12 protein-coding genes are annotated in these 14,823 nt (G+C 50.2%); 10 read left to right on the top strand and 2 right to left on the bottom strand.

The genetic code is table 11. From position 1 onward, the window contains the following. The first annotated feature begins 85 nt into the window (after positions 1 to 85). From GQE98_RS03560 to GQE98_RS03540, 5 genes are all read left to right on the top strand, one after another. The gene (locus GQE98_RS03560) at positions 86 to 790 is read left to right on the top strand and encodes a polysaccharide deacetylase family protein (protein ID WP_161314161.1); all 705 of its coding nucleotides are present in this window, start codon (positions 86 to 88) and stop codon (positions 788 to 790) included. Between the two features lie 27 nt (positions 791 to 817). Continuing rightward, positions 818 to 1,318: a UDP-N-acetylglucosamine--LPS N-acetylglucosamine transferase gene (locus tag GQE98_RS03555; RefSeq protein ID WP_425501079.1), complete on the top strand. Its 501-nt coding sequence runs from the start codon at positions 818 to 820 to the stop codon at positions 1,316 to 1,318. Then, positions 1,315 to 1,830 (top strand): glycosyltransferase, encoded by a 516-nt coding sequence (locus tag GQE98_RS03550; RefSeq protein WP_161314157.1) that lies wholly within the window; start codon positions 1,315 to 1,317, stop codon positions 1,828 to 1,830. Before GQE98_RS03555 ends, GQE98_RS03550 begins: the two co-directional genes overlap by 4 nt. 216 nt (positions 1,831 to 2,046) lie before the next feature. After that, complete coding sequence (locus tag GQE98_RS03545) at positions 2,047 to 4,482, top strand: tetratricopeptide repeat protein (RefSeq protein ID WP_161314155.1); 2,436 nt, start codon at positions 2,047 to 2,049, stop codon at positions 4,480 to 4,482. Between the two features lie 53 nt (positions 4,483 to 4,535). Continuing rightward, complete coding sequence (locus tag GQE98_RS03540) at positions 4,536 to 5,486, top strand: ExeA family protein (RefSeq protein ID WP_161314153.1); 951 nt, start codon at positions 4,536 to 4,538, stop codon at positions 5,484 to 5,486. 68 nt (positions 5,487 to 5,554) lie between these two features. On the opposite strand, the gene GQE98_RS03535 is transcribed toward GQE98_RS03540, so the two are convergent. Together GQE98_RS03535 and GQE98_RS03530 are read right to left on the bottom strand one after the other, a co-directional pair. Then, the gene (locus GQE98_RS03535; protein WP_161314151.1) at positions 5,555 to 6,976 is read right to left on the bottom strand and encodes a TIGR03016 family PEP-CTERM system-associated outer membrane protein; all 1,422 of its coding nucleotides are present in this window, start codon (positions 6,974 to 6,976) and stop codon (positions 5,555 to 5,557) included. Between the two features lie 104 nt (positions 6,977 to 7,080). After that, positions 7,081 to 7,713, bottom strand: a complete 633-nt coding sequence (locus GQE98_RS03530; RefSeq protein WP_161314149.1) for an XrtA/PEP-CTERM system exopolysaccharide export protein — start codon at positions 7,711 to 7,713, stop codon at positions 7,081 to 7,083. A 335-nt stretch (positions 7,714 to 8,048) separates the two neighbouring features. Here GQE98_RS03530 and GQE98_RS03525 point away from each other — a divergent pair, with 335 nt between their 5' ends. The 5 genes from GQE98_RS03525 (at position 8,049) to GQE98_RS03505 (ending at position 14,799) form a co-directional block, all read left to right on the top strand. Further along, positions 8,049 to 10,115 (top strand): type I secretion system permease/ATPase, encoded by a 2,067-nt coding sequence (locus GQE98_RS03525; RefSeq protein WP_161314147.1) that lies wholly within the window; start codon positions 8,049 to 8,051, stop codon positions 10,113 to 10,115. Beyond that, entirely contained in the window at positions 10,112 to 11,395 is a 1,284-nt protein-coding gene (locus GQE98_RS03520) for an HlyD family type I secretion periplasmic adaptor subunit (RefSeq protein ID WP_161314146.1), read from the top strand. The genes GQE98_RS03525 and GQE98_RS03520 overlap by 4 nt, the downstream gene beginning before the upstream one ends. 225 nt (positions 11,396 to 11,620) lie before the next feature. Continuing rightward, a complete protein-coding gene (locus tag GQE98_RS03515) occupies positions 11,621 to 12,787 on the top strand; it encodes a glycosyltransferase family 4 protein (protein ID WP_161314145.1) in 1,167 nt (388 codons plus the stop codon). 65 nt (positions 12,788 to 12,852) lie between these two features. After that, complete coding sequence (locus tag GQE98_RS03510; RefSeq protein ID WP_161314144.1) at positions 12,853 to 13,812, top strand: glycosyltransferase family 2 protein; 960 nt, start codon at positions 12,853 to 12,855, stop codon at positions 13,810 to 13,812. 9 nt (positions 13,813 to 13,821) lie between these two features. Next, a complete protein-coding gene (locus GQE98_RS03505; RefSeq protein ID WP_161314143.1) occupies positions 13,822 to 14,799 on the top strand; it encodes a glycosyltransferase family 2 protein in 978 nt (325 codons plus the stop codon). The last annotated feature ends 24 nt before the right edge of the window (positions 14,800 to 14,823 follow it).

Here is a 14,823-nt window from a genome sequence, read left to right as displayed (position 1 = left end):
AACAAATTAACTAAATATCGATATTCTGCTACCTATATTAAGGCTTGATGTTGGGGAAAGAGAATAACTTAATCAGGATTCTGAAATGCTTGCAGTAATAACACTTGGCTTGGTGGGTTTTGCCGCGCTGGGAGTCTGGATTGTCCTTCCCTATCTGTACCGGATTGCCAATGTCAAAAACCTGGAGGCGCGATGCCGGGCATCCAAAACCATCGTTTTGACTTATGATGATGGGCCGAGCGCCAATTTTACGCCTGAGCTTCTGGACTTGTTAAAGGAATATGACGCGCCAGCCACATTTTTCGTGCTGGGGGTCCAGGCGGACAATAATGTGGGTGTGGTGCCGAAGATTGTTGAGAACGGCCATGAGGTCGGCAGCCATTCCTACCGACATCTGAATGCATGGAAAGATCTGCCATGGAAAGTGGCAAGTGATATCGAGGCCGGGATAGACTGCCTGAACCGGAAAGATGTCCAGATTACCTATTTCCGGCCGCCAAACGGGAAAATCACCCTCGCAACGCTTTTGCAAACTCTTTTAAAGGGTCGTCGCATGGCTTGGTGGACAATTGATTCGACGGATACCTGCCCAGAAACCATTTCGGCCGAAAAACTGGCTGAAACTGTAAAAGACGCGGGCGGGGGCGTCATTCTTCTGCATGATTTTGAACGCAAAACCGATAAAGACCGGAACCGGTTTGTGCTGGACGCGACGCGACAGTTGCTTGAAATGGCGAAAGCGGAAAAGTTTGCTGTACGCACCTTCGGGCAGCTAGAGCAGAACGCCTGACTTTGAATTTAGTGATAACGAGATAAAATGTTCATGCCTAAAAAACCAAAAGTACTGGCGATTTCCTCAGCGGGTGGACATTGGGTTCAGTTGCAGCGGCTGCGCGCGGCGTGGGATGGATGTGACGCCATCTACATTACCACGAAGGATGGCTATCGAGAGGATCTGGTGGCAGATGCAGAACGCCGCGGACAAACCCTTCCAAAATTTTACCGGGTGGTGGATGCTAACCGATGGCAGAAATTCCGGCTTCTTCGGCAGCTATTTAGTATTTTGGTGATTTTGCTCCGTGAACGGCCGGATGTCATTGTTTCAACTGGTGCCGCCGCGGGCTTTTTTGCCCTTAAAATTGGCAAGCTTATGGGGGCGCGAACCATCTGGGTGGATAGTATTGCCAATGCCGGGGCGTTATCCTTGTCTGGTCAGAAGGCAGGCGGTTGCGCTGATCTCTGGTTGACGCAATGGGAACATCTGGCCGGAAGCGATGAGGGCAAAAAAGGGCCGGAATTCAAGGGGTCTGTCGTATGATTTTTGTCACTGTTGGACATGAGCTTCGCTTTGACCGCCTGATTAGGGGTCTTGATGAATGGGTGAAAGAAACCAGCTATAAGGATATCTTCGCACAAGTTGCGGAACTCGGTGACGAGGGCTACAAACCTCGTAACTTTGAATGGCAGAGTTTTCTCGACCCCGAAACCTTCAAAGCCCGTTTTGACAAGGCGGACCTGATTGTTGCCCATGCCGGGATGGGGACAATTATTACCGCGCTGACAATGAAGAAGCCATTATTGATCATGCCGCGCAAAGGCGCACTTAAGGAAACGCGGAATGATCACCAGATAGCAACGGCGGAACAATTCGCGCGGCGAAACGGCATTTACGTCGCCAATGACGAAACCGAACTGGGATCTGTTCTCGATCAGTTAATTACCAATCCGCCGCCCATAATTAAAGAAGCTGCTAGTGAGTTTGCAGAACCGCAGTTAATTCAAACGATACGTGGCTTTATCTATGACGGAAAGGCTCCGAAAAATGTGTAAGTGTCGGCAATATTTGCGGGATGAGTAAGCATTTTTTGAGGAATCACAGATAGAAATGAGCCGTGCGGCGCAAAGCTGTTAGATCGCTCGTTGGTTTTGTATTGCACTCTCTTTGCAGTGTATCAATGAAATAGCGCGATTGAAGCCACAATCCGTTGTATATATGTTTAATATTGGTAATCCATAATTTATGGAACAGGGACAGAAAGTTAAGTAATGACACTTGGAAGGACATTTGCGTATCTAGGGTCACGGCTGACCCGTGTCGTCGCGGTGGTGATGATAATATCCACTCTTGCCGCCTGTGACACACCAGAGGAAAAAGCGCAGGGCCATTTTACCAAGGGAATGGCTTTCATTGATGAAGGTAATTATGTCAAGGCTGGCATTGAATTTCGCAATGCCCTGCAACTGAAAGAAAATTACGCGGATGGTTGGTATGGTCTGGCCCTTGTCGAGGAGAATGAAGGGAACTGGAGAAAATATGCGGGTGATATTCTCAAAGCGATTGAAATTGATCCTAAGCATCTGAAAGCGCAAGTGCGCTATGGGAAGATCTTGCTGCTGTCGGGGCGGCTGGAGGATGCGCTGAAAACCAGCGATCTCGTGATGAAGATCGCACCGGAGAATTCAGAAGCCCTGGCACTTAAATCTGCTGTCATGTTCCGTTTGGGGGATAAGACGGGCGCAATCTCGGCGGCGGAAAAAGCTCTCACTGCTGATCCATCAAACATTGACGCGATCCTGATTCTGGCAGCGGAAAAACTGTCAACAAACGATCCCACTGCCGCCGTCAAAATTCTTGACGATGGCCTTGTTCATAATGAGGGAAATGCCCAGCTGCAGATTGTCAAAATTCGGGCGCTTGAGAATCTCGGGCAAACGGACGAAATTGTTAAGGTGTTTTCACAGCTTATTAAAGACAACCCGGAAAATTCCGCCTTTCGCAAGAGTCTCGTCCGCTTCTATTTGAAGAATGGCCAACAAGATGAGGCCGAACAGGAAATCCGGAGAATTGCAACGGAGAATCCGGAAGATATCGCTGCTAATCTGGATGTTGTCCGGTTTGTCAAGACGACGAAAGATGATGCGGCCGCCGCTCTTGAGTTGGAGCAGCTTATTGAAAAGTATCCCGACGCCGTCGACTATCGCTTTGCCTTGGCGGCATTGGCAGAAGCGGCAAAGGATGATGAACGCGCGATGGTCATTCTCGGGTCTATTATTGACCGGGCCAAAACAGTCGAAGACGAGATTGCCGCCAGAAACAAGCTTGCGCAGCTTCATTTCACTCGCGGAGATCTCAAGGAAGCCAAAGCCTTGGCTCAAGATGTGTTGAGTATTGATTCCACCAGCAGCGACGCCCTTATCCTGATTGGGGCCATGCAGATTGATGATGGTGAAATAGATCCGGCGATCGCAAATCTGCGCTCTTCCATGCGGCAACAACCACAATCCGTGAGGGCGTCCCTGCTTTTGGCCAAGGCCCATGAAATTAATGGTAGCCTTGAGTTGGCGGAGGATCGTTTCGCGGCGGCCTACCGGTTTAGCAAAGAAGCACCAAGGGTCGGCGTGGCCTATGCCCAGTTTTTCATGCGGCAGGGTGAATTGCTGCGGGCAGAACGATTGCTGGAAAGGCTGGCCGAGAAGAATCCGAATGAAACGGAAGTCCTTAAAACGCTCGCAGAGGTCTTGCTGAGAAAGCAGGATTGGGTCAGGGCTGATGAAATCGCCCGCAAACTGCAGACGATGGATGGAGAGGATCCAGCTGGATACCAGATTAGTGGAGCCGCGTTGGCGGGTCTTCAAAACCTGGCGGATAGCCGGAGCGCGTTTGAGAAGGCTTATGAGGTGACACCGGAAGCCGGGCAGGCGATGAAGGCCTTGGTGCAGTCCTATCTTCGTGAAGGCGATGTTGAGAAAGCCGAAAATTTCCTCAATAACGTTCTTGCCAGTAGCCAGACCAACTATCTTGCGAGAAGTCTTCTTGCCGAAATCAAGTTCGCCAAGAACGAACCCGAAGCGGCAGAAAAGCTGATTAGGGACGCCATTGCTGGCGATCCGACGGAACAGTCCGGCTATGTCATGCTGATGAAATATTATCTGTCAGCGGGCAAAAAGAAAGAGGCACAGGAGATTCTAAGTGAAGGCCTGAAGGCGGTACCGGACGGTTTTATGCTGAATATGAGTCAGGCCGGCATATATGAGACCGATGGAGCGTATGAAGAGGCTATTCGGATCTATGAAAAATTGCTCGAATCCCGGCCGAATTCCGACATTGTCGCGAATAACCTCGCAAGCCTGATCGCGGAAAATTCCCAGAATGATGCAGAACTGCAGTGGGCATATAGTCTGGCGAAACGATTCCGGAATTCGAAGGTGCCCTATTTTCAAGACACTCTCGGCTGGATCCATTACCGCATGGGGGAATTGAGTATGGCAACCCCGTTATTGCGGAGCGCTGTTGAAAAAGAACCCAACATGGCGATACTTCGGTATCATCTTGGGATGGCGCACAAGGCTGAAGGTCATCGCGACAGAGCGATTAAAGAGCTGGAAAAAGCTGTAATGCTCGGCACGACGCAACATTTTCCGCAAGGGAAGAAAGCACAGGAAGCACTCGCGGAGCTGCGTGCGATGCCGAAAACCAATTGATTTGAAACATTATTTATTGAGTAAATCGTATTTACGGGTGAAGGCAGATTTAAATGTATAGAGAATTCTACGGACTTGACCAGAAACCCTTTTCTATCCTGCCTGACCCAAATTACCTGTATTGGGGGCACAGCCACTCACTCGCCTATTCGATGCTCGAATACGGGGTTATGAACCGTGCAGGCTTCACTGTGGTTACTGGTGAAATTGGTTGCGGGAAAACAACTCTTATCCGACATCTTCTCGACCGGCTGGATGAGGAATTCACGGTTGGCCTGGTTTCCAATATCCAGGATGGGGACCTGCTGCAGTGGGTCTTGATGGCCTTTGGCCAGACCTATGAAGGGAAATCCCATGTTGGCCTTCATGATGAGCTACAACAATTCCTGATCCGTGAATATGCGGAAGGCCGCCGGACAATCCTTATCGTCGATGAGGCGCAGAACCTGGGCCCCAAGCTTCTTGAGCAGTTACGGCTACTATCGAATATCAATGCGGATAATGACCAGCTACTACAATTAATTCTAGTTGGACAGCCGCAGTTAAAGGGCTTGTTGCAGGCACCGGAACTTATCCAGTTTGCGCAGCGTATCGCTTCGGATTTTCATCTCGCACCTTTGACCGCGGAGGATATCGACGCCTATATCAAGCATCGTCTCTCCATAGCGGGACGTGAATTACCGTTATTCACGATGGATGCTTGCGAACGATTGTTTGAAGCCAGCCGCGGCATTCCCCGGATTATCAATATTCTTGCGGATACCTGCCTGGTTTATGGGTTTGCGCGCATGGCACCGGAAATTGACGGCGCTATCGTTGGTGAAGTGATTCGGGATAAGCAGACTCACGGTATTTTTGATGTCGGGGCGCCGAAAATGACTGAGGAAACAACCCGACTGCCGGTTCAGTCAAAGGATGAAGTGGCGGAAGAACAGCCGGCACTTGTCATTCACGACAAGGAGCTTGCCAAGCTTATCGCCAAGAAACTAGGGTCTCTCGGCTAAACGCAACAACGCCCGGACCCATTTGGCGGCAATTGACCGCGCATTGGTTCCGGGCGTCGTTTAAAGCTCTAGAATTCTTTCCGAACAGAGATGGAAACCGTGTTTTCCCGAAGGTCGTTGCCGTCGGTGTCGCTATCACGGTTGTAATAGCCATAGGAAAGTTCCCCGACCAGGCTTGCCGTGAACTGGTAGTTAATTCCTGTCTGGCCGTAATATGCTGTCTCTTTGCCACCGGTAACCTGTGAATCCAGGATTTCCGAATAACCACCGAGCAAGGACCATTCAAGTCGGCGCGACAATTGTCTGGCATAGCGGCCGTCGAAGGAGACAACCTCTTCATCCGTGCCATCATCGAGAAATTCGCGGACAATATAGCTGGTAGCGACAGTATATGTATTCCGGCCCTTCTCTCCGGTTAAGCCCAAGGATGCTGTTTTTGACTTGGTAATAGCATCCGTATAGCCGCCCGGGAAATAGTTTGGATTAACGAGTTGACCGTTTGTGTCCAGAACGCGCGCATTGGCGAAGGAATCTCCGGAACCCGCGACATCAACATGATATCCGCCAACCAGGCTTGCTTCGCTCGATATACGGTAAGTCAGGTCCGCATCCACGACCCCGCCGCCGAAACGATGGCCAACCTGAACGCTTAAATCGGTTCTGGGGCCGGGTGTCAGGCGGACACCGCCGCTGTAAAAGGCGCCACTGATTTTATCGTTATTGATATTCTCGCCATCAAACTCGTCCCAACCGGCCGACGCGAGCAGGGCAACATACCGGTTGATCGGCATCTGGCCCGAGCCCTTGAAGGTGGCGCGTTTGAGATCATCGCCATCATTGACCTGGTTATCAAGCGCGAAGGCTTCCGCTGCCCATTTCGTCCGGGCGAACTCACGCCCGCTCAGCAGGCTTAGGTCAACCCGGTGTGTCTGCGTATCCGATGGTTCAGATGACGCGATTTCCGAGTTTGTATCGGTAAAGTCAACGATGCTGTAGGTATAGCGCGCAATACCTGTCGCGTATCCACCAAAATCATGCTGATAATAGGGGCTGACCCGGCCATTTATTACGCGGGTGCTGTCACCTGAGGTCGTCCGGTCGGAAAAGGCAGTATCCCCGTCACTGGAGAAGCGTTCTTCCGTTATGGCGATTTCCGTGTCGAGAAATAAATGCTCGGCAAGAAGCTCGGTGTTCGCGGATCCCAGCAAATTATGAGTGAACCCGTTGAGTTCAGAATACCGCGCATACATGTCATAACCGAGGTCATATGCGGCAGTAAGTTGAAGGCGCCGACCGACGCCCTCTATTGTGAAGCCGGTACTCAGATTCGTAATGAAATCATCTTTTCTGTCTGAAGAGGTACCGAAAGCATTATCAGTGAATGTTTCACTCAAGCCGATATAAGGACTGAACATCCATTCTGCGGCCCGGGCGTTTCCGGATAAAACCAGCATTCCGCCAGCGACGACACATCCGATCGCCAGCGTCATGCGAGATTTTTTCCCAAAAACTAGCTGGTTTGCATTTAACACAATGCGACTACCTTCTATTTGATTCCACCCTCAACACACGGCAATCGAAATTGCCGCCAATCCTAGAACCAACTTTGTGGAATAATGAGAATGTCGCCCGGCAACAGCGGCACATTGGCTGAAACATCACCGCTGATGATCAAGTCATCAAGACGAACATTGTAGGATTTTTTCTCACCACCCTCATTACGGACAATAACGGCACGGTTGCCCGCGGCGAATTCTGTCATACCACCAACAGCGATGATGGCATCGAGAACCGTCATGTCATTGCGATAAGGAATAGCTTTGGGTTCTGCTGCCTGTCCAACAATACGAATCTGTTGGTCATACGGGCCATTAAAGGTTCTTACCGTAACGGTGACCAGTGGGTCCTTCACATATTTGCCGAGGACTTTTTCAATATCGCGCGCCAATTCCTGCGAAGATTTAGAGGCTGCCATCATGTCGTCGACCAACGGTGTCGAAATGCGACCATCGGGACGAACTGGCACAGTGACGGAAAGATCCGGATTCTGCCAGACAAAAACATCCAGCTCATCTTGTGGGCCAATGACATACTGTGGCGTAGCAGCCAAGGAAGCAGGCGCATCCGTAGCTGCTTGGTTTTGTGCTGCACAAGCTGAAACAAACAATGCGAGCGATACCAAGATGGTCCGGGTTGCAACGGACTTTATCTTTAGAAGTGTAAACACGAAAGTGCCTCCCCCTTAACAAAAAGCTTCTGATACGGTTATCAGAGTCGGTTTAAATCTATAATAGCGTTTTGTAACACAGCATTTCCTCAATTTCTAAGGGTAATGCCATACTTTTATCCAGTATTTCCCTAAAAATGGCCATAATGCAACAATAGTTTGAGCCTTCGTCACCGTGGTGGTATCACAATATCGCGGGATTGGACGTTTTATCAGTTAATATTTAATCCTTATTTCAGCATTTTAATGTACGATGAAGGACCATCGGGCATTGGCAAATATGCTGACAATCAATATGATCCAGCAAGAGCTGGATACGATGTATAGAGGGAAGCGTGAGCATTCATAAAAACCCGCTTCTGAAGGAAACTTTAGATAAATGTTCCCGGGTCTTCATTATCCTGGCGGTTTTTGGCCTGGCCATTAACCTCCTGATGCTGACAGCACCGCTGTTCATGATGCAGGTGTTTGACCGGGTCATCACAAGCCGCAACACCGACACGCTTATGCTGTTGATGTTGATTGCGGCTCTGGCTCTGTTAACTATGGCACTGCTGGAGGGGGTTCGCACGTTTATACTCGTGCGGATGAGCCGCTGGCTGGATAGCCAGGTCGGCGGCGCGGCGCTTACTGCCAGCATCCTGTCGTCCCTGACTACGGGTCGGGAAGCAAGCATTCAGGCACTTCGTGATCTTGGCAATTTCCGGTCTTTCCTGACAGGGCCCGGTATTTTCCCGATCCTGGATGCGCCTTTTGCCCCCATTTTCTTGGGCGTGATGTTCCTGTTGCATCCAGTCCTCGGCTGGATTGCCCTCCTGGGGGCAATAGTTTTGCTTGTGCTGGGGATCGTCAACGAGAAAGCAACGCGTAAACTGCTTGCGGAATCCAGTGGCCAGCAGATGGTTGCCATGAAACAGGCTGAAACAGCGTCACGAAATGCTGATGTCATCGAAGCCATGGGCATGATGCCGCAATTGATCAATCGCTGGAACGTTCGTCACGCCGATTCACTCGCGCTACAGGCGCAGGCGAGTGATCGTGGCGGCATTCTTTCAGCGGCTTCCAAATTTGTCCGTGTCATGCTGCAAATCGGGGTAACAGGCGCCGGCGCATGGCTGGTTATCCAGGCAGAAATGAGTCCCGGCGCGATGATTGCCGGCTCGATCATCATGGGGCGTGCCTTGGCGCCGGTCGAACAGGCAATTGGTTCCTGGAAGGGATTTTTGGGAGCGCGGGCGGCCTATGGCCGGCTGAAAGGCCAGCTGGAAAACAGTCGTCCGACGGGAACTGACCTGATGCCCTTGCCTCGGCCGAACGGTACTGTCTCGGTTGAAGGATTGAGCTATACACATCTCAACACTAAGGAGCCGATCCTCAGGAATATCAATTTCCGTCTCGATCCTGGTGAAATACTTGGAATAATTGGTCCGACGGCCGCAGGTAAAACGACACTTGTGCGGTTATTGGTTGGAAATCTGAAACCCCGCTTCGGCCATGCGCGACTTGATGAAATGGATGTCGCGGAATGGAGCGCCGATGATCGCGGCCAGTATATCGGGTACCTACCACAGGACATTGAACTCTTCTCTGGCACCATTCGCGAGAATATCGCGCGGATGAACGACGGAGACCCGGCGCTTGTCATTGCGGCGGCGAAAAAAGCCGGCATTCATGAAATGGTGCTGCGGTTGGAAAAGGGATACGAAACTGAAATCGGCGAAGGAGGGGCGGCGCTCTCTGGCGGGCAGCGTCAGCGAATTGCCCTTGCGCGGGCTCTGTATGGAAATCCGAGCCTACTCGTTCTGGATGAACCCAACGCCAATCTCGACAGCGTGGGCGAGTCTGCCCTGATGCGCGCGATGGATAATCTCCGGGCTGAGGGGATGACGATTATCGTGATTGCCCACCGCCCGAATATATTAAAGCATGTCGACAAGATTCTCGTTCTCAAGGACGGCATTATGCAGGAGTTCGGCCCGCGCGATGAAGTGATGATGAAACTTCAGGGCGTGCAAAGAGCCCTGCCGGGACCCGGTAATCAGGCGATCCAGGTCAAGAAAGACCAGACGCCAAGACCCAAACCTGCGATGAAAAACGCGAAGAAGTCGGAACAGTCATCCTCTTCAGATATCAAGGTTGCGAGAAAATACACGTCATCTTTTAGCGAGCCTGCGTCTGATTTGGCACCACGAAAAGCGAACGGGACACATCTAAACGGCACGCCGAAACCGAAAAACCGGGCGGCGGTGCTAACGATGGGACCAAGCGACAAGATCAAAGCCAAGATTCAGTCCCTGACCACGGAACCCTTAACCGATGCTGATATTTCCAAAATATACTCTCTGTTCGTCAAGGGCGACCAGAAAGGCGCATTGAAATATATTGAGGAAATCAAACAATGATGAATATGCGCGGACCAATCATGTTCGGGTTGGTAATTATCTTTCTGTTCTTTGGTGCATTTGTAGGTTGGGCGGCGTTTGCTCCACTTGGCAGCGCGGCCATCGCGCAGGGTGTTGTCAGTGTTGAGGGAAACCGTAAGTCCATCCAGCATCTTGAAGGCGGCATTGTTTCGGAAATCATAATCAAGGATGGTGATTTCGTGAAACAAGGCGATGTCTTGATTGTCCTGGATGAGGTGCAATCCAAGGCGTCGATGGAAATCGTTCGTAGCCGTCGTGCTATTGCCTTGGCGCAGAAAGCACGCTTGATCGCCGAGCGGGATGGTCTCGATGAAATTACCTTCCCCGAATGGCTTCTGGAGCGCAAGGATGAGCCAAACATTAAAGAAGCAATGGAGGGTCAGCAGAATATTTTCGAATCCCGCCGAACCTCCCGCAATGGCCAGATCACGATCCTGAAACAGAAGGCTGCTCAGCTGGAGGAGGAAATAAAGGGACTGGAAGGGCAGGTCGACTCTTCGGATCGGCAGATAGCGTTGATTAGCGACGAAATCAAAGACGTCGATAGTCTGGTCAAAAAGAATCTGGCGAAACGCCCTCGACTTCGCGCGTTACAACGTAACCTCGCAGAACTCAGTGGCAATCGAAGTCAGAATATCTCAAGAATCGCCCAGACCCGTCAGGCTATTGGCGAAGTGGAATTGCAGATAAATGAGCTGACAAATGCCCTTATGGACGAAGTGGTTGCGGAACTGAAGGATGTTCAGTCGCAGATTTTTGACCTCGCTGAACAAAACCGCGCGTCTGAGGATGTCCTCGACAGAACCGAAATTCGTGCGCCGACAGACGGGTATGTCGTTAATCTGCAGGTTCATACGACGGGTGGCGTGATCAAGCCGGGTGAAACGATACTTGATATTGTCCCGGACAATGTGCAGCTCATTGTAGAAGCGCAGGTTAATACCAAGGATATTGACTCCGTCTACATAGACGCCACGGCCCAGATCCGGTTTCCAGCGTTTAGTCAGCGATTTTCACTGCCAGCGGAAGGCAAGGTAATCAGCGTTTCAGCCGATAGCCTTGAAGATGAGCGCACAGGAAACTACTATTATCTGGCTCGCGTTCAGATAGAAAATCTCGAGAATGCTGAAATCAAGGTTACGCAGTTACGCCCGGGAATGCAGGCGGATGTCATGATCTTGACCGGGGAGCGGACGGCACTTGATTACTTTATCAACCCTATTATTCTCAGCTTTAATCGTGCGCTAAGGGAAGATTAGATGTTACAAGGGGGAATAGACTTCCTATTAGTCTCGCAGTAACAAGCGGTCAGCCATTTAGTCGTCAAATTATCGGACATCTTTTATCGGATATCGTGATTTATATGTAACATCTGATGGTTGGAATTACCGATTGTGTAAAACTAACATGACAAAACTTTACTATTTTTAAATAGGACATCTCTAGGTTATGGATTACTGAATCTGGAATTGAAAGCGTCTGTAATGAAAATCGCGATAGTTTCACGTCATGACCCGACGAATGTATCCGCATGGTCGGGAACGCCGTATTTTATTACGCGTGAAATTAAAAAAATTTCTGACGATGTAGTCATTGTTCGGGCGACCCGTTTGTCCTGGGTTCTGATGCTGACAAAAATTTGCCGGTATATTTTCAAGCAGTTTGGTTTGAGCGTTGATTTGTCTGTTACCAAGGCCTACAGCAAGGCTGCGGGTAGGGAAATCCAGAAAAAGCTGGACGATTTGAAGCCGGAGGTCGTTGTTGGTATTGCCGCATCGCCTGAACTGGCCAATGTTAAATCCTCCGCTCCCATACTGCATATTTCCGATGCGACTTTTGCCATCATGACGGACTATTATCCGGAGGTGAGCCAGGTTCCACGTTGGCTCTTGCGTGAGGGCAATGAAATTGAGCGCAAGATTATTGAGAACTCTTTCTATTCCATTTTCCCATCGCATTGGGCGATGAACTCCGCGCATAAAGACTATCATGCCAATCTGGACAAGCTGCGGTTTATTCGACTTGGTGCAAATGTTGGCACGCTACCGACTGTGAACGAGGAGTATCTTGCCGCCAAGTTCAACAACAGATGTAATATTCTGTTTATGGGAAAAGACTGGGGTCGCAAGGGGGGCGATATCATTCTCTCCGCTTTTGAACATATCGGGAAAGCAGGAGTCGATGCTCAGCTTTATATTGTGGGCTGTGACCCATTTTCGGGTAATCCACCCGAGGGTGTGACTGTTTACGAGAATATCAAGAAAAGCGATCCGGCACAGTTTGAGCTTTATAACAAACTGTTCTCAGAGGCCTCTCTCTTTGTACTGCCGACCCAGGCCGAGGCCTATGGATTGGTGTTTGCGGAGGCGGCCGCCTTTGCAACCCCGGTAATCGCGCCGGAGACCGGAGGGATTCCGTCCGTCGTTGATGAAGGGAAGTCCGGCCTGCTGTTGCCGCTATCGGCAGATGGCAAAGAGTATGCAGACACGATTATGGCGCTATGGCAGGATAAGGCAAAGCTGCATGAGATGGCGACCTACGCGCGTGACAAATACATGAATGAATTGAATTGGGACAAATGGCGGGACGATTTTGGGAGCCTGCTGAAAAGCTTAGAAGCGACGTCGCCAGAGAAAACGCCGTCGCATTGAGCGACAGTAAACTGTTGACCTCTGAGCTGTTTGTTACTGGAACCAGACTATTGGGCAATAGAAGAATGTCGAACAACCGGATTTCAGTCGTTATGCCGGCGTATAATTGCGACGCGACAATTTGCGTTACGCTTGATTCCCTGATCAATCAGCGACGACGTCCGGATGAAATTATCATTGTCGATGATCACAGTGCAAATCCTGTTACAAGTGTCCTGGGCAATCGTTATCCGGATGTGCAGATTATCCGCCATGAGGCAAACAAGGGCGTTCAGCATGCACGTAACACCGGGTATGCGGAAGCGGTGGGAGACTATATATTCTTCCTGGATGCTGACGATATCCTCTGTCCCGAATTTCTGGAGGTAATGCTTGCGGCGCTCGAGGAAAACCGGAATGCTGCGGCAGCTTTCAACAGCTTTTACAAGTGTTTTGATGGAAATGCCGCACCGATTTTAGAGAAACATCAGGAACAGGCACCGGAAGTTGCTGTGCTTCCAAAGGGCGACGGCCTGACCTTTTACTTGAATAATACCGGCGCTTTCATTCCTTCCTTCAGTATCTTTCGGAAATCCGCCCTTGATGAAATCAGTCGTGACGGCAATCTTTTCCTTCCGGACTTAAGCAATAATGAGGACTTTCAGATGTTCGCGCGCATTCTCGCGACATTTGATGTTCTTCACATTAAGAACCCGATGGGCGTCTATTTCTTGCGGCCGGACAGCATCTCACGCAATCTACCGAAGGTATGGTCATCCCGGACGGTAGCGGTGGAGTCCTTGATCGGGATTGCGGATGATCTTTCACTATCTGCCTTCCATATTGCGTTCTTAAAGAGGATGAGGGCGTCGGCGTCCCGGCAGTATGCACGCGTTCTCGCAAATAGCGGGGCACGCAAGCAGGCGTCCAGTCATCTGGTTAATGAGTTTAAGAGATCGCCGGAGATAAAGACGATGGGACTTCTTCTTTTGATTTTTTTCGGGCTACAGAAAAAGAAGATTGAATATGGCGGTGCAGAATATTAGAGCTAGTCTATGAGTAAAGAAACCGTATCCGTCATTATCCCTGCTTATAACTCGTCGGACACCATCTGCGAGACGGTTGATTCCGTGTTGAACCAGACACGGGTTCCAGATGAAGTTATTATCGTTGATGATTGTGGCCCCGATGATGTAGTTGCAGCGCTTGGTGACCGGATGGAGCGGATAAAATATATTCGCCATAGCCAGAACAAGGGTGTTGGCGGTGCGCGCGATACCGGATTTCAGGCCTCAACGGGGAGCCTCATCGCCTTTCTTGATGCTGATGACCTTTTCTTTCCGCAGTTTATCGAAGCGGCGTCACGTATTCTGGACGACAGGCCGGATGTTCCTCTTTGTTTTGGCGCTTTCTACAGTGCTTATGACCATCAGTTTGCCTCGATCAAGGATCGGAGTATTCCTGCGTCACCTGATGTACGATTTTACCGGCCGGAAGAAATACTGGAAGCATATATATATGACGCTACATCTCCCCTGATCAATTTTGGCCTGGTCAGGCGAAGCGCAATTGATCAGATCCTGAAGGATGGCCTGATCTTCGACCCTGCTATCAAACTGACTGTTGATTTCAACTATCTTCTAGAACTGTTTCTCAAGTTCAATCTTGTCACAATTGAAAATCCATGCGGCATATGGCGGCTGAGGCCGAATAGTATGTCCCAAAATCAACTGGCGCTCTGGGAAAGCCGGGTGGATAGCCTGAAAGCGGTTCTTGAAACGGCGGCTGCGAGATCCGCGACCCCGAGGGGACGTAAATTATTGGAAGATAACAAGCATGCATCCGTAAGGTATTGTGCCAAAATTCTTGCTCAGTCTGGCCGACGGGTAGAAGCGGTGAAGACTCTTAAGCGGGAGTTCCAGGATTATCCCAGTACCAAGACCCTAGCCCTGCTAGTTCTTGTTGCTCTTGGGATTTCCTACAGGAAGCAACAGCAGGTCGGTGAGGACTGGCGCGGAAGTTCTATCAAATAATCCACACAGTTAGATGAAATGAAA

The organism is Sneathiella litorea, assembly GCF_009882915.1.
Lineage (GTDB): Bacteria > Pseudomonadota > Alphaproteobacteria > Sneathiellales > Sneathiellaceae > Sneathiella > Sneathiella litorea.
Note: the sequence above shows the minus strand (reverse complement) of the source record. Positions and strands in the feature narration are given on the sequence as shown.